Raw genomic sequence first — 19,030 nt, 5'->3', positions numbered from 1 at the left:
CGCTCAGCTCCCCACCGAAGCCCTCGTCACGTCGAAGCTCAAGGACGTGGCGTTGGCGTTGAGTCCGCTCACCTTGGGACTGGTGACGACGAGGTTCGGCAGCAGGAACAGCCAGTCGGCGGCCGCGTCGTCGGACAGCAGCTTCGCCGCGGCACGCTGGTCGTCGATGTACTCCTGTGCGGAGCCGGCGTCGGCGGCCGCCATCAGCGCCTGGAACTGTGGGTTGTCGTAGTGCCAGTAGTAGTTCGGGTCGGCGAAGTTGACCATGTCACGAGGCTCGACATGCGCCACGATCGTCATGTCGTAGTCGCTCTGGCGCATCACCACGTCGATCCAGCGCGCCGGGAACTCCAGCTCGTCGATCACGACGCTGACCCCGACTGCTGCCAACTGGCTCTGGATGAACTGGCCGGCCCCCTTGGCGTACGCCAGGGTGGGCAACCGCAGCCGCAGGCTCAGCCCCTTCTCGAAGCCGGCCTCCTTGAGCAGCTCCTTGGCCTTGGCCGGATCGTACGGGTAGGCGCCCGACAGGTCCTCGTACCACGGGTCGGTCGGCGGCACCATCGACCCGATCAGGGTCCCCTTGCCGTTCCAGACCGAAGCGAGCAGGGCTTTGCGGTCAATGGCGTACGAGATCGCCTGCCGGACACGCTTGTCCTTGAGCGCGGTGGCGCGGTTGTTCATGCCGAGCACCACCTCCCCGTTGGTGGTGCCCTGCAGGACGGTGTACTTCGAGGGATCGGAGAACCTGTCGAGGGCCTGCGGCGCCTGGACGTTGGAGATCACGTTGATGTCACCGGAGAGCAGCGCGGCGTTCATCGCGTTGGCATCGGTGAAGTAGCGGAAGGTCACCGTGTCGGGGCGGGCGTGGGTGCCCCAGTACTTCTCATTGCGCGCCAGCGCGATCTGGGAGCCCTTGGTCCAGGAGGTGAAGACGTAGGGGCCGGAACCGGCCGGTGAGGTGGCGAAGTCGGCGCCCGACTTCGAGTCGAAGATGATCCCGGCGGTCGAGCTCATGTTCCAGAGCCAGCTGTTCGAGGGGCGCTTCAGCGTGACAACGGCGGTGTGGTCGTCCTGGGCGGTGACGGTGTCGACCACCGACATCTGGGTCTTCAGGACGCTGCTGGTCTGGGCGCTGAGGATGCGCTCGATGCTCCACTTGACGTCGGCGGCCGTCAGCGGGCGGCCCGACGCGAAGGCCGCTCCCGGCTCGAGGTGGAAGGTGTAGGTCTTCCGGTCGGGACTGACCGTCCATTCCTTCGCCAGCAGGCCGTGGAGCTGGCCCTGACCGTCCACCTTCACCAGGGTCTCGTACACGTTGTACAGGAGCACCTGGGGATGGCTGCGGCGTTGTTCATCGTCGGGTCGAGTGTCGGCGGCTCGGCCGTCGCGCCGATGACCAGGACGTTGGCGGGGGCCCGGCTGGTCGAGCCCGCCCCTCCCCCGCCGGCACAGCCGGCCAGCAGAAGTGCCAGGCCTGCCACCAGTGCGACGACGATCCTCGGTCGATGACAGATGCTCACGGGCACATCCTCCCACGGCCACCGGGATCGGCCAGTCACCTGGCCGCACCGGTCCGTCCTCAGGTCACCGATCCCGGCACGAGGTCGGCGTAGGCGGGCCATTGACCAGCCCCGGTGGCTGCCAGCAGCGCGACGAGGCACGCTTCCTCGACGACGCCCGCGGCAGCGCTCAGCAGTCCGTCGAAGATCCCGAGGGCCTCAGGGGATGGTCCACGGTGCCCGACGCCAAGCAGAAGATCGTGTCACCGTCGATCATCCGATGCACCGGACGGACCGCCCGAGCCAAGCCGTCGTGGGCCACCTGGGCCACCTTGGTGGCTTGGGCCTTGTCCAGCGGGGCATCGGTCAGCACGGCCGCGATGGTCGTGTTGAGCGGCAAGGACGGGACCCGGGCCATCGCCGCCGCGATCGCCTCCCGCTCGGCGGCGCTGGGAGCAGGCAGGACGCCGAGACTGTCCGCCCAGGGCCGGCCGGTGCGGTCGTCGACCGCCGGCCCCGACGCGTTGAGCACCAGCGCGACACCGACTCGGAAGGGCCCCGCCCTACGCTCCGCGTAGCCGAAGCCGCCCCGCAGGCCGGCGCAGAGAGCCCCGGTCCCGGCGCCGACCGACCCGACCGGTGGCCGGTCGTCGGGTCCGTGGTCCGCGGCGAGCGCGGCCTCCAGGGCACGCCGGCCGAAGGCCTCGTCGGGGCGGTTCACCAGGTCTCCCCCGCGCCCCAGGTCGAAGATCACAGCGGCCGGCACGATCGGCACGACCGCGTCCGCTCCGGCCACCCATGGCGTCGGGACCTCGAACCCGACCCCGCGTTCCTCCAGGCCCCGCATCACCCCGTCGGCCGCGGCCAGTCCGAAGGCGCTGCCGCCGGTGAGGACGGTGGCGTTGACCCGGTGGACCATCGCCATCGGATCCAGCGAGTCGGTCTCGCGGGTGCCCGGGCCCCCACCACGCACGTCGACCCCGCCGACCGCGCCGTCGAGGGCGAGGACCACGGTCGTCCCCGTGAGCCAGCCCTCGCCACGGGCCTGGTGGTGGCCGATGGAGAACCCGTCGATCATGGCCTTCACGGTAGTGCGCCCAGCGCCGATTTGCCTCGAGGGCCGAGCACGTCTAGAGTTCTATCTCGTTGCCGACGCGGGGTGGAGCAGCTCGGTAGCTCGCTGGGCTCATAACCCAGAGGTCGCAGGTTCAAATCCTGTCCCCGCCACCAATCCGGGCTCGGGTCCCCTTCGGGGATCCGAGCCCGGTCACGTTCCCGGCAGACAGGGGAATTTGCCGCCGCTCCGCGCATGCGTGCGGGTCATGTGGTGTGATGACGGTTATGGCCCGCCCCTCCGTCCGCCTCGACTACCCCGTCCATGAGCGACGGCTGGACAACGGGCTGCGGGTCGTGGTGAATCCGGACCACAGCACCCCGACTGTGGCCGTCAACCTCTGGTACAACGTCGGTTCACGCCACGAGTTGCGGCACCGGACGGGATTCGCCCATCTCTTCGAACATCTGATGTTCCAGGGTTCGGGCCACGTCGAGTCGGGGCAGCACATCGCCATCCTCGAGGCGGCCGGCGCGACCGCGAACGCGACCACCTCCTTCGACCGGACGAACTACTACGAGAGCGGCCCCGCCGGCGTCCTCGACCTGGCCCTGTGGCTCGAGGCGGACCGGATGGGCACGCTCCTCTCGGCGCTCGACCGGACCAACCTCGACAATCAGCGCGACGTCGTCAAGGAGGAGAAGCGCCAACGCTACGACAACGTGCCCTACGGCGACGCCTACCAGCACCTGCTGGCACTGTCCTTCCCGGAACGGCACCCCTATTCCCACCCGACCATCGGCTCGATGGAGGACCTCGACGCCGCCACCCTCGACGACGTGCGGATCTTCTTCCAGGCGCACTACATGCCGGGCAACGCCGTCCTGTCGATCGTCGGCGACGTCACTCCCGACGAGGCCTGGCGCAAGGCCGAGCACTACTTCTCTCCCATCGCTGCGCGGGTCCTCGGCGAGCGGCGCTACGCAGGCCCACTGCCCCCGCTCAGCGGCCTGCCCCGGGTCGACCTGGCGGAACCCGTACCGGCCGACGCCGTCTACCTGGCCTGGCGACTGCCCGCCCTGGACACCCCGGCGTACGACGCTGTCGGGCTGGCCCTCGACGTCCTCGGCGACGGGCAGACCTCTCGCCTGCACCAGGCCCTGGTCCGGGACCGTGGCCTCGCCGAGTCGGCCGGCACCGGGACGGTCGGCCTGATTGACGGGACCTCACTCGGCGTCGTCGTCGCCCGGGCCCGGGAGGACACCACCGCCCAGCAACTCGAGGAGGCGGCCCGGGAGGTGCTCGCCGACTACCTCGCCACGGGACCCACATCGGAGGAACTGGCCCGCGCCCGAGCGCAACACGAACTGACGGCATTGCAGGACCTGGCCTCGTCGACGAACCGGGCGGACCTGTTGTCCGCCTACGCCACCCTCCGCAACGACCCGACTCTCGTCAATCGCCGCCTGCACGAGGTCCTGGCGCTGTCCGACCAGGAGATCGCCGACTGCGGGCCCGAGCACCTCGGTCCGGCACACCACGCGACGGTCGCCTACCACTCGACCCTGCGAGGGAGCACCTCATGAGCTTCGACTTCCTCCGGCTCCCGCCGAGACCGCGGCCCGCACCGACGCCGCCCCCGGCCTGGCCCGCACCACTGCCCTCGGACCACCGGCTCACCAACGGACTGCGCGTCGTCGTCCATCACCTGCCCGGCCAGCACGTCGTCTCCGGCGCGCTGGTCGTCGAACTGCCACTGGCCGCTGAGCCACGGGAGCTGGAGGGTGTCGCGACGATCGGGGCCCGCTGCCTGGACGAGGGCACCGACCGCCATCCGGGGGCCTCGTTCGCCGAGGAGTTGGCCCGGGAGGGGCGGTGTTGTCCCTGTCCGTCGCCCAGGCCGGCCTGCGGATCCATCTGGACGTCCCCATCACCCACCTCGACCGGGCCCTCGCGCTGTTCGCGGAGGCGGTCGTGTGCCCGACCCTGGCCGACGAGGACGTGGAACGGCACGTGGCGCTGCGACTGGCGGAGATCGACCAGGTGCTGTCACGCCCGGCGTCCTTCACCTCGCTGCTGCTGCGATCCGTGGTCTTCGACGACCAGAGCCGTGCGCAACGGCCGACGGGTGGCGCCCGGAAGACCCTGGCACGGATCCACCCCGACGATGTCCGCGCCTTCCATACCGCCCACGTCGACCCGGCCCGCAGCACGCTCGTCCTCGGGGCGACTTCGGTGGCGCTGATCCGTTGCCGATGGTCGAGGCCGCCTTCGGGAGCTGGGGCGGCAGCGGCCTGCCTCCCACCGCGGAGAGGGCACCCGGCCCCGGTCGGCCGGAAGTGGTGCTGGCCGATCGCCCCGGCTCGGTGCAGGCGGATGTGGCCCTGGGCGGCCCGGCCCCGGATCGCACCGACCCTCGCTGGGCAGACCTGCGGGTGGCCACCCATGCGGTCGGCGGGGCCTTCTGGAGCCGTCTCAACCGGGTCCTGCGGGAGGAACGCGGCTTCACCTACGGCATCTCGATGGGACTGTTGCCGTTCCGCACCGGTGGGGCGTACTCCGTGACCTCGAGCTTCCGCACCGAAGTCGCCGCCCGGGCAGTGGCCGAGGCCCGGGACCTGATGTCATTGCGCGGAGCGCCCCTGACCACGGAGGAGGTGACGGACGCCGTGGCCTATTCGGTGGGCCTGCTGCCGCTGCGCTACGCCACCGCCCGCGGCGTGGTGGAGCAGACGGCCTCGAACGTCCTGTACGGCCTCCCGCTGGGCTACGTCAACGAACACCTCGCGCGCCTGCGCCGGGTCACGCCGGACTCGGCCACCCGCTCCTACACCGAGGTGGTGGAACCGGCCACCATGAGCATCGTGGTGGCCGGCGACGCTGACGCCCTCACCGGACCACTGGCCGCGGCCGGCGTGGTGCCGGACCGGGTGGTCCGGCCTGAGGACGTCGTCGGCTGACCCCGCCGAGCCGGCCGGGCGGATGGAGACTAGCCGCCCAGTGCCTGCCGCATCCTGGCCACCGCCGCCTGGGCCTCCTGGGTCTTCTTCTGGTAGGTCCCGAGGTCACCGGCCTTCAGCGCCTTGTCGGCGTCGGTGAACGCCTGCTGGGCTTCCGCCACGGCCTTCTGGAGGCCCGCCTGGTCGACGGGCGCCGTCGAGGTCGAGGGTGGCGTCGTGGACGGCGAGGTGCCCGGCGAGGTGGGCTGGGCGGCCCCTCCGGTCTCCCCGGTGGTCGCACCCGCGTCACCGGCGAACACCTGGTCGAGCGACTGCTGCAGGGTGGTGCCGATACCCACCGAGTTGCCGAACCGCGACATCACGAAGGTCAGGGCCGGGTAGGCCCCGGTGGCCCCCTGACGCTCCGTGTAGACGGGCTGGACGTAGAGCAGACCGCCGCCGACCGGGAGGGTCAGCAGGTTGCCGTAGGCCGCGCTCGCGGCGCCCTGGTTGAGATACGGGCGCAAGCGGGTGGCCACCTGCTCGTTCGTCGTCATCGCATTGAACGTCTGCCCCGGCCCGTCGATCTGGGTCTGGTCCGACATCCGCAGGATGCGAATCTGGCCGTAGTGGGGGCTGGCCGCGTCGGCGTTCACGGCCATGTACGAGGCGAGGTTCGACCGGGCGTTCGGCACGTAGACCGAGGTCAGGCTGAAGATCGGGTCCTGGTCACCCGGCCACTTCACCGACAGGTAGTACGGCTTCTCCTTGTTGCTCTGACCGAGCACCGGATCGTCCGGGATCTGCCACAGGTCGGTCCGCTGGTACCACTGGTGCGGATCGGTCATGTGGTAGCGGGCGAGCACCTCGCGCTGCACCTGGAAGAGGTCCTCCGGGTAGCGCAGGTGGTTGAGCAGCTCCGACGAGATCTCCTCCCGGCTCTTGACGAGCCCCGGGTACGTCTTGCTCCAGGTCTGCAGGATGGGATCGCTGGTGTCCCAGGCGTACAGGTCGACCGTGCCGTCGTAGGCGTCGACCACCGCCTTGACGGAGTTGCGCATGTAGTTGATCGACCGCCCCGTCGCGCCGAGGCCGGTGTCGGTCGCTCGCTGGGCCGACACCGCGGAGTCGAGGTTGACACGCTGGGCATTGGGGTAGGTGTTCGAGGTGGTGTAGCCGTCGACGATCCAGACCAGGCGCCCCTTGACGATCGCCGGGTAGATGTTGGAGTCCACCGTCAGCCAGGGCGCGGCAGCCTTCACCCGCTCCGAGGGAGTGCGGTTGTAGATGATCCTCGAGTCGCTGTTCACCCGGTCGGACAACAGGATGTTGGCGTCGGCGAACCGGATGGCGTACAGCGCCCGGGTGAGGAAGTTGCCGATCCCTACGCCGCCCTTGCCGTCGTACGTGAACATCTTGGAGCCACCGCTCTGGTCTCCGCCTCCGGGCGTGTCCAGCTCGACCGGCCCCGACCCCGCTGGCGCCCCCACGATCGAGAAGTTGGTGAAGAGTTGGCCGAAGTACACCCGGGACTGCTGCTCGCCCAGGGCCCCGGTCGGGGGGATGTCCTTCTCGATCCAGTCGGGCTGGCCCTCGGTCTGGCGGCGGTTGCCGTAGGCCGCGACCATGCCGTATCCGTGGGTGTAGACCGTGTGGATGTTGTTCCAGCTCTTCGAGTCCAGCCCGGTGAGGTCGATCTCTCGGGCCGCCACCACGACATCGCTCTCCTGGCCGTTGATGGTGTAACGGTCCACGTCGAGGGTCTTCGGGAACTGGTAGAAGCCACGCACCTGCTGGAACTGCTCGTACGCTGGCGCGACCACCTTGGGATCGATCAGCCGGATGCCGGGCAGTGCCTCGGCGTCCGCGCGCAGCTGGCCCGGCGAGGTCTTGGTGACCGCGGTGTAGTCCTGGACCCCGACGTCGGACACGCCGTAGGCCGCGCGGGTCGCCGCGATGTGCCGCTCGATGTAGGGCTTCTCCTTGTCCGGTTCGTCCGGGTTGACCGAGAAGGCCTGGACGACCGCCGGGTAGATGAGGCCGAGGATGAGCCCGGAGAGGACGAGCAGGACGATCGAGGCGACCGGGATCCGCCAGCGGCGCAGTGCCGCGTTGGCGAAGAAGAGCAACGCGCAGACCAGGGTGATCGCGGCCAGGATCAGCTGCGCCGTCGTGCGGACGTGGTCATCGGTGTATCCGATGCCGGTCAGCAACTGGCTCGAGGCGACCTGCAATCCGTACCGCTCGAAGATCCGCAGCACGGCGTACACCACCAGGATCACACCGATCACGATCGACAGGTGCACCTGGGCGCCCGCCGAGGACCGCGCGCCCCGTTCAAGACGCAACGCGCCGGACAGGTAGTGGATCACCAGGGCGACCAGGCCACTGAGGACAAGGCACGTGATCAGGAAGGTGAGCGCCATCTTCCAGAACGGGTAGGAGAAGACAAAGAACCCCGGGTCGAGCCCGAAGCCTGCCTCGTTACCCCCGAACGGTGTCCGATGCAGCCAGGCGAGCACGGTGTCGACGTTCCCCGAGATCCCGAATCCCCCGAAGAACCCCAGGATCACGCCGAACACGTACAGCACCACCCGGAACCGGCCGCTGAACAACACATGCCGGTAGCTCTCCAGCAGGCTGCTGTGGGCCGTCGGCCGGGTCCGCGGACGCAGCCGCAGGGCGACCAGGCCGTTGCCGATGACCAACCCGCTCATGATGAGGAACCCGAGGGCGAACAGCACGCCCTCGGTGAGCAACCGGGTGGTGAACACCGCGGAGTACCCCAGGGCGCGGTACCACAGGAAGTCGGTCCAGACGTTGGCCGTCACCGCGAGCAGCACGAGCAGTACCGCCATCGCGACCAGGGTGATCAGCAGCGGGTGCGGCTTGCGCCGGGGTCGGGCCGGAGAGGCGGTGCTCACGTGACACTTCCTTGTTCGCGGGCGGGACGAGAAACGGGGGGAACGGGATCCGGGGACGGCCGGGGACGGTCGAGGTGCGGCGCCCCCATCCTACGGGGAAGGAGGCAACGGCCCCCGGCTCAGCGCAGGGTGCGGCTGAGAAGCTCCGAGAGCCCAGGAGCCAGGTCGCGTCCCCCGAGCAGATCGCCGGGATCGCTGGCGAGCCGGGCAAGGCTCTGCTGCTGTCCGGACCGCAGCACTCCGGCCACCACCCGGATGTCCTGACGGCGCGGATGCTCAGCGACGTAGCGGGCCGCCTCCTCGGGGTCCTCGGGGATGTCGGCCTCGGCATCGGAGGGCAGGAAGGCCCGCTCGATCGCCAGCGCGCACCCCTCCACGGTGTCGGGCCAGGCGATCTCCTGCAGCGCCTGCACGACGTCCTCCCCGGCATGCCAGGTGTCCTGCTCGATCGAGCTGAGCGCGTCGGCGGGCCGGTGCTCGGCATCCAGGGCGTCGGCGAGGTGGGGCTCCGCGGCGACGAGATCGGCCGTACGGACCAGGGCGAACAACCGGGCCGGCTGGTCCCAGCCGAGGGTGGAGACATGACGCTCGATCTCCATCAGGGCGGCCACCAGGGCGTCGGCGGCGTCGTCGGTGTCGCGGGGCGGTTCGGGCTGGCTCATCAGGTCCTCCTCGGGACGTCAGGAGCAGTGGGGTAGGTCGGCGGTCGGCGTGTCCGGCCGCGACAGGATGTCGATCGCCTGCTGGAGGGTGTCCACCGGCACCAGGGGCATATCCGTGTGCAGACCGACCGTCTCGTCGCAGTTGCCGGCCGGGATCAGGAACAGCGCGGCCCCGGCCGATCGGGCACCGGCCACCTTGGAGGGCAGACCGCCGATCGATCCGACCCTGCCGTCCGCATCGATGGTCCCCGTCGCCGCGATGACGCGGCCGCCGGTGAGGTCCCCGGTCGTCAGGCGGTCATGGATGGCGAGGGCGAACACCAGCCCGGCGCTCGGTCCGCCGATGCCGGGGTCGATACCGAAGGTGACCGTGCCGGGATGCTCGTACCCCACGCCGACGCTGGCCCCGATCATCGGGCGGGTCGGGGCGCCGGAGGCGGCGACGGTAGGAACGGTGACCTCCTGCTCGGTCCCCGCCCTCCGGACGCCGAGGCGGACGGTGTCGCCCACGTGATGGGCCCTGATCCGCGCGGTGAGGTCCGCCGGTGCCGTGACGGGCGCCCCATCGATCCGGGTGATCGTGTCACCGGGTTCGAGACGACCGTCGGCCGGCGATCCGTTGGTGACCCCGACGACCTGCGTCACCTCGGTGACCGTGACCCCCGCGCTGCGCAGCCCCGCCGCGACGGCCGACTGCTGCGCGGTGTCCATCATCCTGGTGCCCTCGGTGGTGCTCTGCTGATCGGTGGTGCCGGGCGCATAGACAGCGGCTCGCGGCAGGACCTCACGCCACGGCAACCACTCGGCCGCCAGGGCGGCCGGCAGGGTGATCCGGGAATCCGCCCGGGTCACCGCGACAGTGGTCAGCCGCAGCTGGCCCCGCGTCGGGTGGGTCGCCAGACCGGAGATGGAGATGGCCTCCCCCTGCCCGGAGGCCGCGGGACCGAGTACGTCGGCCGTACGACCCGGGCTCCAGGTCACGTACGGCACCGGCACCAGCGCCAGCACCATGGCCAGCACCACGAAGGTCGCGGCCGCGGCAGCCGTCGTCGTCGGGGTCCCGCCGAACACGCGGCGCAGCCGAGCGGCGGCACGACCGGGAAGAGACCGCCGCCGGTGGCGCGGCCCGGTCTCCCGCGGATTCACAGACCGACCCAGCCGGTCACACCGTCGTCGAAGGCCTGGCGTTTCCAGATGGGCACCTCGGTCTTGATCCGGTCGATCAGGACCTGACACGCCTCCAACGCGGGGGCGCGGTGGGCGGCGCCGACAGCGACGGTGACCGCGACGTCACCCACGCCAAGCCGGCCGACCCGATGCTCGGCCCGCGCCACCAGGGCGTCGTACGCCTCGGCGACCTCGGCGACCAGAGCGGCCAGGGTGGCCTCGGCACTGGGATGGGCGGAGTACTCCAGCCAGCTCACGGTCGAGGCGGGACCGGCCGGATCGTGGTCGCGGACCAGCCCGACGAACATCCCGACCCCGCCGACCGCGGGGTCGGCGACGGCACGCAGGAGATCGTCAACCGCCAGCGTCTCGGCGGTCACGCAGGCACTCGTCCGGAGCATGCGTACGACTGTACCGAACACCGCAGGGCCCATCCGGACGCGCTTGGCCCGATGCGGTTCAATGGACGCAAGTCAGGATGTCCCACGAGCAGGAGTGACAGATGGCCGACGATCCTCGCCCCGACGAGAACGACCCGGACGAGGGCAAGCCGCAGGAGAACGCCTTCGAGGAGTTGCTCCGCCAGTTGGGCCTTTCCGGTGCCACCGGACCAGGCGGCACGCCCGATCTCGCGGCGCTGATGCAGCAGCTCCAGCAGGCCTTCGGGCAGATGTTCGCCGCCGGCTCCGCCGGGCCCACCGCTGGCTACAGCGGCTTCGCGAATCCTGCCGGAGGCGCCGGGTCGCTGGTGCAGCCCGGTCAGGTCGACTGGCGTCAGGTGAGCACCATCGCCCGCCGGATCTGCGCCGAGCGTGGGTCGGATCCTGCCCCGACGCGGGAACAGCGGGAGAGCGTCACCGAGGCGGCCCGGATCGCCGAGGGGTGGCTGGACCGATCGACGATCTTCCCCGCCACTGAGCAGGCGCCGAAGGTGTGGAGCAGGTCGGAATGGATCACCTCGACCCTGCCCGTCTGGGAGCGGATCATCGCCCCGGTCGCGACCAGCTTCGCCGATGCGCTGGCCGATGCCCTCCTTCGGTCCTCCGGCGAGGACCAGCCGGCCGAGCTGGCCCAGATGGCCGGGATGCTGCAGCCGATGCTGCGCACCAGTGGGGCGATGATGTACGGCCAGAAGGTGGGCGAAGCGCTCGGTCGGCTCGCGTCCGAGGTGCTGGGCCTCACCGATATCGGCCTGCCGCTCGGGGAGGACGGGGCCGTCGTGCTGCTGCCGACCAACGTGGCCGCGTTCTCGGAAGGTCTCGACCGGTCCCCCACCGACATCCAGGTCTACCTGGCCCTGCGCGAGGCCGCCCGCCAGCGCCTGTTCGCGGCGGCACCCTGGCTGCGGCCCCAGCTGCTGTCGCTGTTCGAGCAGTACGCGGCGGGCATCCGCATCGACATGTCGGCCATGGAGGACATGTACCGCGATCTCGACCCCGCCTCGATGGGTCTCGAAGCGCTCCAGGAGGCCTTCGAGAAGCTCCAGGGCAGCCTCTTCGAACCCGTACGCACCCCTGAGCAGCAGGCCGTCCTCGAACGGCTGGAGACCCTGCTGGCGTTGATCGAGGGCTGGGTCGACGACACCGTCACGCAGGCCACCGGCCGATGGATGCCGACGGCGCCCGCACTGGCGGAGACGATGCGCCGGCGCCGGGCCACCGGCGGCCCGGCGGAGGAGGCGCTGAACACCCTCGTCGGCCTGGAACTGCGCCCGCGCAGGATGCGCGACGCGGCCAATCTGTGGGCCGCGCTGAGGGAGGCCCGCGACATGGAAGGTCGCGACAGGATCTGGAGCCACCCGGACAACCTGCCGACGGCAGCGGGGCTCGACGACCCGCTGGGGTTCGTCGCCGGCGAGGTCGACGCCAACGCCCCGCAGACCGTCCAGCAGCCCGAGGCGTACGACATCGATGCCGAGCTCGAGCGGCTGTTCAACGAAGCCGACCGGCAGCGGCGGACGGAGGGCGGTACGGACGACGACGAGGGCCCCGGGCACGAGTGAATCCGTCCGCTCCGGGCGGGCACCCGTGCCGCCAGGCGGGACACAAGGTGTCGACCTGGTGAACGACGCCCGACCGAGCGGTGGCCAGTCGTCGTCCACACGTTGACCACAATCCATCCACAAGGTTGTCCACAGCCGTGGACAACAGGGGTGGCAGTCGTCCCGGGGCCTGGTCGTCCCGACGACATCGTCACCTGGCCCGGAGGTCCCGCCTTGACGAAGCCGGACACCGCCCCCTAGATTGGCGTCAGAAGGCCCTCCGTGGTCGGTGCGTTCGCAGGGGAAGGCGAACACCATCGATAGCGTGAGGGCCTTCTGCCTGCCACCTCCCCAGCCCTGCGCGATGTGGTCCGAGCTGTTGTCCGGAACCGCGGGGTGTTGTCCGTTCCCTTGTCAGGGTGGAAACCCTCGCCGCTCCGGGCCATCGTGGTGGGCATGAACGACAGTGTCGCGGGACGCCTCGCGTCGGGAGCCCACCCGCGTCTGCTGACCGGCCTGCCCGTCCTCGAACTGCGGGATGGCACGGTGCAGATCGGCTGCGACGCGGATCGTGGGCTGAGGTTCGGAGCCGGTCCGACCGGGCTGGGCCGGATGCTGGCGGATCTGACCGGCGAGTACTCCCTCGACGACCTCACGGTCCGGTGGAATGTCACGCCGGGGCTTGTGGACAACCTGGTGACAACTCTCGCGCGCGCCGGCCTGCTCGCTGTGGACGACCCACAGGAAGGTCCACTGGGCGGAACGCGAGTGGCGCGCGTCGTCGCCGACACTCTCCTGGTTCCCGGACTCGTCGCGGGACTCCTCGAGGCTGGGGTGGGGATGGTCCAGGTCGTCGCCCCCGGCGGGTATCAGGACCTCGGCCCGGGTCACGATCGGGTGCACTGTGTCGACATGCTCGACCGTCGGCCGCTTCCCGCCGGGACGCCGACGGTGGTCGCCTCCGGCTGCCTGGAACCGGACCCTGCCCTCATCGAGGCCCTGATGCGCGCCGACGATCCGCATGTCGTCCTGCGCCCCCGGCCGGAGGGCGTGCTGGTGGGCCCGTTCGTCGTGCCGGGGCGAACATCCTGCCTGACCTGCGGCGACCTGACCCGCGCAGCTCGGGACGCCTCATGGGTGGAGCAGCGGGCCGCCATGATCTCGTCGCCCGCTCCGTATCCGCCAGCCCTGCGCGAGTGGGCCACGTCCATGGTGATGGCCCAACTGTCCTGCTGGGGGCGAGGCGGCCTGCCGGATCTCGCCGACCGGACTGTGGAGATGGACACCCGAGCGTGGCGCCAGACCTGGCGGGCCTGGCGACCGCACCCGTCGTGTGGTTGTTGCTGGGCTCCGGCCGGCAGTCCCAGCGGGAGCCGGCACGCTCAGACCGCGTCGGTACCGGCGAGGGTCCCCTCCTCGTCGACGAGGCCGGGATCCGCACAGATCCTCAGCACGGCCTCTCCGTAGCGCTCGACCTTCGCCGCGCCGATCCCGTTCACATTCCGTAGCGCCCGCTCATCGCTCGGGCGGGCCTCGGCGAGCGCCAGCAGGGTCGCGTCGGTGAACACCACGTACGCCGGGATGCTGCGCAGCTTGGCTTCCGTGCGCCGCCACCGCCGCAGCGCGTCGGCCGTCGGCTCGTCGTAGTCCACCGGGCAGTCGCGATGATGGGACATCTTGCGTTCGGCGGCGTCACGCAGCGGCTGTCCGCAGACCCGGCAGGTGGCACTCAGTGCCGTCCTGCGACGAGCCGCGCTGCCCGCACCGGAGGCTGTGACCCGCCCGGCGGGGACACCGTCGGGGATGATTCCGTCCAGGAATCGTGAGGGCCGTCGCCGGCCGTTCGTCCCCGACCGCGCCCGCGACCAGGAGATCCGTAGGTGCTCCCGAGCCCTGGTGACGCCGACGTAGAGCAACCGGCGCTCTTCGTCCACCTGGTCGCGGGACTTCGCGAGGACGAACGGCACCGACCCCTCATGGACACCGGAGAGCGCGACGGCATCCCACTCCAGGCCCTTGGCCGCGTGGAAGGTCGAGAGCGTGACGCCGTGGGCGATCGGCGCGTGGTCAGCCGCCGCCCGCGACTCGAGGACCTCTGCGACGTCGGCCAGGCTGGACCCGGGCCGCTCGGCGAGAACATCATCGACCAGGTCGATGAGCGCGGCCAGGGACTCCCACTTCTCCCGACGGGAGCCCGCGCCGGACGGTGCCGTCGCGCGCCAGCCGAGCGGCTCCAGCAGCGCCTTGGCCTGGTCGAGGGCGCCGACACCGTCGGCCTGGCCGGTCCGTGCCTGGGCACGGAGCAGGCCGATGGCCTGTTTCACCTCGGCGCGGTCATAGAAGCGCTCCGCCCCCCGCACCAGGTACGGGATGCCCGCCGCGTCGAGAGCCTGCTCCAACTGGGGGGACTGGGCATTGATCCGGAAGAGCACCGCCATCTCGCGGTAGTCGACCCCCTGCCCTGCCAGACCGGCCAACCAGGCGGCGATCCCGGCAGCCTCCTCGGCCTCGTCCGAGGCCTCCGACCAGAGCGGCGCCGGGCCGGCCGGCCGCTGGGCGACCAGCGCCTGCGGGCCGGCGTGTCCGATCACCTGGTTGGCGACCCTCACCACTTCAGGTGTCGAGCGGTAGTCGCGGACCAGTCGGACCACCGCCGCACCCGGATAGCGCCGGGTGAAACCCGTCAGGTAGTCGGCGCGCGCACCGGCGAAGGAATGGATGGTCTGAGCAGGGTCGCCCACCACACAGATGTCCTCGGAATCACCCCGCCACAGGGAGAGCAGCGCCTCCTGCAGCGGCGACACGTCCTGATACTCGTCCACCACCAGGTGGCGGTACGTGCGGCGGACCTCCTCGGCGACCTCGGGGCGCTCGGCGAGCATGGCCGCACAGCAGAGCAGGATGTCCTCGAAGTCGATCACCCCGTGATCGGCCTTCAGCCGCTCGTAGCCGGCGAACACCCGGGCGATCGTCTCCGGCTCCAGCCCGGACACCTCCCGGCCAGTCCGCCGCGCCACCGCCGGATAGGAGTCGGCGTCGGCATTGGAGACCTTGGCCCAGCCGATTTCGCCGAGCAGGTCGCGCACCATGCCCTGGTCAGTCTCCAGCCGCAGCCGACGGGCGGCCTCAACCACCAGCCCGTAGCGGTTGTCGGCCAGCGGGGGCAGCGGGCGCCTGTACGCCTTGGGCCAGAAGTACTGTGCCTGGCGCAGGGCCGCGGAATGGAACGTCCGCGCCTGTACGCCCCGGGCGCCCAACTCCTGGAGCCGGCCACGCATCTCGCCCGCCGCCCGCGTGGTGAACGTCACCGCGAGGACTCGGGAGGGACGAACGCCCCGACGGCGCAGCCGTACGCGATCCGATGCGTGATCGCCCGGGTCTTGCCCGTGCCGGCGCCGGCGATGACCACGACCGGCCCCGCCAGGCTGGTCGCCACCGCGCGCTGCTCGGGATCCAAGTGGTCGAGGAGGGATTCGGCCGTGGATCGAGCGGGGACGGGGTGGTGGGCATGTCCCACACTGTAGGTCGCCCGAGTGACATCGCCCCTCCCCGGCCGCCCACGCCGTCGGCCTTCCGGTGTCAGTGCCCTCCTCTACAGTGGTGGCCATCATGACGAACCCCACGCCCAGCGGCCGCCTCATCGTCCATGTGGCGGCGGACGTCGAGCTGCTGGCCGACGCGCTGGCGGCGACGATGGCGCAACCCCCGGCCGATGTGTTCGACCCCTTGCTGGTCACCTGCGAGGGTCCGGGGACCCAGCGCTGGTTGGCCCATCGGCTCACCCGCACGCTGGGGATCAGCGCGGGCATCGCCATGCCTCCGTTGGCGTCCTGGCTTCATCAGCTGACCGGGCGTGCCGCCGGTGTCGATCAGCAGACCGACCCGTGGCGGCTCGGTCCCCTGGGCTGGCATGTGGCCGCGCTGCTCGAGCAGGACGAGCGATGGGCGGGGACGCCACTTGGGGCCTGGCGTGCGGCTCAGGGCCCAGCGGGCGGCACCGTGTGGCTCGGCCGGCACGTGGCCGAGGTGTTCCACGACTACGCTCGTCGCCGTCCGGCGCTGCTCCGGGCCTGGAGCCTGGGCGACGACAGCGGCGTACCGGATGAACTCGCCTGGCAACCACCCCTGTGGCGGGCGTTGCTCGCACGCCCCGGGATCCGGACCGTCCCCGACCCGGTGACACGGGTGGGCCTCGCCCTCGACGATCTGGAGACCCCCGGCGGGGCCCTCGAGGCCGACGTGCCAGCGACGGTGAACGTCTGGGCGCCCGGCTGGCTCACCGAGACCGACGTGCGGCTCCTCGACGCGCTGTCCCGGCGTCGCCGGGTCGCGGTGTGGCTGCCCGGGGCGGCCGAGCAGTCCGCCCATCCCCTGTCACTCTCGCTCGACCGGGAGTCCGAGGCGACCCTGGCCGCCCTGCTGGAGGCGGGGGCCGCACTGACCACTCATCCGAGACTCGGGCCAGTGACTGCCGCGCCGGCCCGGGTGACGCTGCTGGACCGGCTTCGCGACGACCTGGATCGGGGCGAACCGGGTCCGGGCGCACCGTTCGATCCGGGTGACACGAGCATCTCCCTGCACGCCTGCCATGGGCGCGATCGTCAGGCGGAGGTGCTCCGCGACGTCCTGTGCGGACTGCTCGACGACGACCCGACCCTGCAGCCGCGTGACGTCCTCGTCGCCTGCGCCGACCCGGCGATGATGCCCCTCCTCGAGGCTGCCTTCGCCGGCGCGGCCCCGGAACGGCCCGGAGGCCACCCCGCCCGGTCGATCCCCGTACGCTTCGCCGACCCCGACCGCCGCGAGCACAACGAGCTGCTCACCTGCCTGGTGGACGCCCTGAGCATGGGGCGCGGCCGGGCCGGTGCCACGGAACTCGAGGCCTTCCTGGGCGCCGATCCCGTCGCCCGGCAATTCGGCCTCGACGAGGACGACCTCACCCGCGCGCACGACCTGATCACGGCCGCCGGCGTGCGCTGGGGCATGAACGCGGCGCACCGCGACCGATTCGGCCTGGGCGGGGTCGGCGCGAACACCTGGCTGAGCGGCCTGAATCGGATGCTGGTCGGGATCGCGATGACCGAGGAAGGGTCACATGCCGTCCGCAGCGGCCTCCCGCTCGATGACGTCGGCTCCTCCGATATCGAGGTGGTGGGGGCGGTCGCCGAGGTGATGGCCCGGCTGATCCGGCTCGCCCGAGCCGCTGAACTGCCGCATCCCGCCTCCGAGTGGGGGGAAATCTGCCGCGAGGCCATCGGGCAACTGATGGCCCCTGCCCCGGACCGCGGCTGGCAATTGGACCATGCCTGGGGCGTCCTCGCCGAGGTCGCCGAGGGCGCTTCCGCCGATGCCCCCGACCTCACCCTCGACGACCTGCTGGAGCTGCTCGATGAGGCCCTGCGGGGCCGGCTGCCCCGCTCGGCCTTCCGTTCCGGCGCCATGACGGTCTGTTCCCTGACCCCCGCCCGCCACGTCCCGTTCAGGGTCGTCTGCCTCGTCGGCCTCGACGACGGAACGGTGCCCCGCCCGGAGCGCGCCGACGGCGACAATCTCCTCGACCTCGCGCCGGACCCCGGGGCGCCCGGCCCACGTCACCGCGATCGTCAGGTCTTCCTCGACCTCATCCGAGCGGCCCGGCAGCACCTCGTGCTCACCTGGACCGGGGCCGATCCCCACACCGGCGAGTCCCGGCCGCCCACCGTGGTCGTCAGCGAATTGCTCGACACGTTGCGGCCGATGGTGCAGCTGCCGGACGCTCGCCCGGTCGAGGATGCGTTGCTGGCCCGCCACCCCCTGCAGCCGTACGCGCCCCTGTCGTTCGGCGATCCTGCCGACGCCCCGTTCCGGGCGTCGGCACTGTCCGGGTTCGACGCGGCGGCCGCCGCCGGCGCCGCGGCGTCGGTCGCGGCGGTACCGGGCCCCCGTCGCCTCCCCGAGGACGTGCCCCTCGCCCGCCGGCTGGAGGTGCCCCCGTGGAGCTGGGACGGCGGGGTGGTGCCGCTGCCGGACGTGGTGGACGTCCTCGCGCATCCGGCGCGGGGGTTCCTGCGGCGCAGGGCGGGCTTCACCATCTGGCACGACGAGGATCTCCCTGCCGACGCGGTTCCCCTGGGGCTCGACGGACTGGGTGTCTGGGGCGCCGGTTCCCGTGTCCTCGAGGCGACCCTGCGGGGTGACGGACTGGACGAGGCCCTGCGGGCAGAGTTCCTCCGCGGCACACTGCCTCCCGGCGCCGCCGGTACCGGCATCCTCGACCGGGTCCGGCACACGGTGGAGCAGGTCCTGCGGGAGTCGTCGGCGTTGCGCGCCGAAGCGCCGTCGACCCGCCACCTGCGGGTGCCGCTGCCGGACGGCCTGATGCTGAGTGCCGACGTGACGACGCGGGGCTCGGCCTTGGTCCAGGTGTCGTACGGCCGGGTCCGGGCCCGCCATCGTCTGACCGCCTGGTTCGACCTGCTCGCCCTGGCCGCCTCCGGCACGGTCGAACGCCCGCGAGCACACCTCGTCGGGCGGGGTGACCTGGTCTCGATGGACGCGCCCGAACCGGACGTGGCCCGGTTCCTGCTCGACCGGTGGGTGCGGGTGGCGACGATCGGGCTCAGCACTCCCCTGCCGCTGCCTCTGAAGACCGGGGTGGCTCTGGCGGCCGGCGTACGCCCGGGGACGAGGGGCGCGGAGCTGTGGGGTCACCGCGCCCTGCGCCAGGCCTGGGACGAGGACCGCGACGAGAACTGGGAGCTGCTGTGGGGATCGGACCTGCAGTCCCTGGTCACCACGCCCCGCCCCCGCTACTGACGGCGA

At 71.3% G+C, this 19,030-nt stretch carries 11 protein-coding genes, 1 tRNA gene and 2 pseudogenes; 6 read left to right on the top strand and 8 right to left on the bottom strand.

The annotated features are described in order from the left end of the window. Window positions 1-3: 3 nt before the first annotated feature. Together Rai3103_RS13075 and Rai3103_RS13070 are read right to left on the bottom strand one after the other, a co-directional pair. Window positions 4-1,499, bottom strand: a pseudogene (locus tag Rai3103_RS13075) (ABC transporter substrate-binding protein). Between the two features lie 193 nt (window positions 1,500-1,692). Then, window positions 1,693-2,580, bottom strand: a complete 888-nt coding sequence (locus Rai3103_RS13070; RefSeq protein WP_153572959.1) for a P1 family peptidase — start codon at window positions 2,578-2,580, stop codon at window positions 1,693-1,695. Between the two features lie 75 nt (window positions 2,581-2,655). Between Rai3103_RS13070 and Rai3103_RS13065 the strand changes: the two genes are divergently transcribed. The 3 genes from Rai3103_RS13065 (at window position 2,656) to Rai3103_RS13055 (ending at window position 5,516) form a co-directional block, all read left to right on the top strand. Further along, window positions 2,656-2,732 (top strand) — tRNA-Met (locus Rai3103_RS13065). Window positions 2,733-2,843: 111 nt separating this feature from the next. Beyond that, window positions 2,844-4,142 (top strand): M16 family metallopeptidase, encoded by a 1,299-nt coding sequence (locus Rai3103_RS13060; protein ID WP_153572958.1) that lies wholly within the window; start codon window positions 2,844-2,846, stop codon window positions 4,140-4,142. A 669-nt stretch (window positions 4,143-4,811) separates the two neighbouring features. Then, window positions 4,812-5,516, top strand: a complete 705-nt coding sequence (locus Rai3103_RS13055; RefSeq protein WP_153572957.1) for a M16 family metallopeptidase — start codon at window positions 4,812-4,814, stop codon at window positions 5,514-5,516. Between the two features lie 29 nt (window positions 5,517-5,545). On the opposite strand, the gene Rai3103_RS13050 is transcribed toward Rai3103_RS13055, so the two are convergent. The 4 genes from Rai3103_RS13050 to Rai3103_RS13035 form a co-directional block, all read right to left on the bottom strand. Beyond that, window positions 5,546-8,419 carry a UPF0182 family membrane protein gene (locus Rai3103_RS13050; protein ID WP_153572956.1) on the bottom strand — a complete coding sequence of 958 codons (2,874 nt, stop codon included), beginning with the start codon at window positions 8,417-8,419 and terminating at the stop codon, window positions 5,546-5,548. A gap of 119 nt (window positions 8,420-8,538) precedes the next feature. Then, complete coding sequence (locus Rai3103_RS13045) at window positions 8,539-9,081, bottom strand: PPA1309 family protein (RefSeq protein ID WP_153572955.1); 543 nt, start codon at window positions 9,079-9,081, stop codon at window positions 8,539-8,541. A gap of 18 nt (window positions 9,082-9,099) precedes the next feature. Continuing rightward, window positions 9,100-10,152: a YlbL family protein gene (locus Rai3103_RS13040; RefSeq protein ID WP_153572954.1), complete on the bottom strand. Its 1,053-nt coding sequence runs from the start codon at window positions 10,150-10,152 to the stop codon at window positions 9,100-9,102. A 71-nt stretch (window positions 10,153-10,223) separates the two neighbouring features. After that, window positions 10,224-10,649 (bottom strand): molybdenum cofactor biosynthesis protein MoaE, encoded by a 426-nt coding sequence (locus tag Rai3103_RS13035; protein WP_153572953.1) that lies wholly within the window; start codon window positions 10,647-10,649, stop codon window positions 10,224-10,226. A 101-nt stretch (window positions 10,650-10,750) separates the two neighbouring features. Here Rai3103_RS13035 and Rai3103_RS13030 point away from each other — a divergent pair, with 101 nt between their 5' ends. Next, window positions 10,751-12,250 (top strand): zinc-dependent metalloprotease, encoded by a 1,500-nt coding sequence (locus tag Rai3103_RS13030; protein ID WP_153572952.1) that lies wholly within the window; start codon window positions 10,751-10,753, stop codon window positions 12,248-12,250. 435 nt (window positions 12,251-12,685) lie between these two features. After that, the gene (locus tag Rai3103_RS13025; protein WP_153572951.1) at window positions 12,686-13,696 is read left to right on the top strand and encodes a TOMM precursor leader peptide-binding protein; all 1,011 of its coding nucleotides are present in this window, start codon (window positions 12,686-12,688) and stop codon (window positions 13,694-13,696) included. Here Rai3103_RS13025 and Rai3103_RS18785 read toward each other — a convergent pair. After that, entirely contained in the window at window positions 13,612-13,905 is a 294-nt protein-coding gene (locus Rai3103_RS18785; RefSeq protein ID WP_338420109.1) for an HRDC domain-containing protein, read from the bottom strand. The two genes, Rai3103_RS13025 and Rai3103_RS18785, sit on opposite strands and share 85 nt — an antisense overlap. Before the next feature lie 243 nt (window positions 13,906-14,148). Further along, window positions 14,149-15,638 (bottom strand): annotated as a pseudogene (locus Rai3103_RS13020) (ATP-dependent helicase); the annotation flags it as partial. Window positions 15,639-15,838: 200 nt separating this feature from the next. On the opposite strand from Rai3103_RS13020, the gene Rai3103_RS13015 reads away from it, so the two are divergent. After that, on the top strand, window positions 15,839-19,024 hold the full coding sequence (locus Rai3103_RS13015; protein ID WP_153572950.1) for an exodeoxyribonuclease V subunit gamma: 3,186 nt from the start codon (window positions 15,839-15,841) through the stop codon (window positions 19,022-19,024). The last annotated feature ends 6 nt before the right edge of the window (window positions 19,025-19,030 follow it).

It is taken from the genome of Raineyella fluvialis (assembly GCF_009646095.1).
GTDB classification, from domain to species: Bacteria; Actinomycetota; Actinomycetes; order Propionibacteriales; family Propionibacteriaceae; genus Raineyella; species Raineyella fluvialis.
Note: the sequence above shows the minus strand (reverse complement) of the source record. Positions and strands in the feature narration are given on the sequence as shown.

What these genes read in the sequence shown, in the direction of transcription:
- Rai3103_RS13070 (WP_153572959.1), bottom strand. Translation starts at nt 2,580, where the DNA reads ATGATCGACGGGTTCTCCATCGGCCACCACCAGGCCCGTGGCGAGGGC.
- Rai3103_RS13060 (WP_153572958.1), top strand. Translation starts at nt 2,844, where the DNA reads ATGGCCCGCCCCTCCGTCCGCCTCGACTACCCCGTCCATGAGCGACGG.
- Rai3103_RS13055 (WP_153572957.1), top strand. Translation starts at nt 4,812, where the DNA reads ATGGTCGAGGCCGCCTTCGGGAGCTGGGGCGGCAGCGGCCTGCCTCCC.
- Rai3103_RS13045 (WP_153572955.1), bottom strand. Translation starts at nt 9,081, where the DNA reads ATGAGCCAGCCCGAACCGCCCCGCGACACCGACGACGCCGCCGACGCC.
- Rai3103_RS13035 (WP_153572953.1), bottom strand. Translation starts at nt 10,649, where the DNA reads ATGCTCCGGACGAGTGCCTGCGTGACCGCCGAGACGCTGGCGGTTGAC.
- Rai3103_RS13030 (WP_153572952.1), top strand. Translation starts at nt 10,751, where the DNA reads ATGGCCGACGATCCTCGCCCCGACGAGAACGACCCGGACGAGGGCAAG.
- Rai3103_RS13025 (WP_153572951.1), top strand. Translation starts at nt 12,686, where the DNA reads ATGAACGACAGTGTCGCGGGACGCCTCGCGTCGGGAGCCCACCCGCGT.
- Rai3103_RS18785 (WP_338420109.1), bottom strand. Translation starts at nt 13,905, where the DNA reads ATGTCCCATCATCGCGACTGCCCGGTGGACTACGACGAGCCGACGGCC.
- Rai3103_RS13015 (WP_153572950.1), top strand. Translation starts at nt 15,839, where the DNA reads ATGACGAACCCCACGCCCAGCGGCCGCCTCATCGTCCATGTGGCGGCG.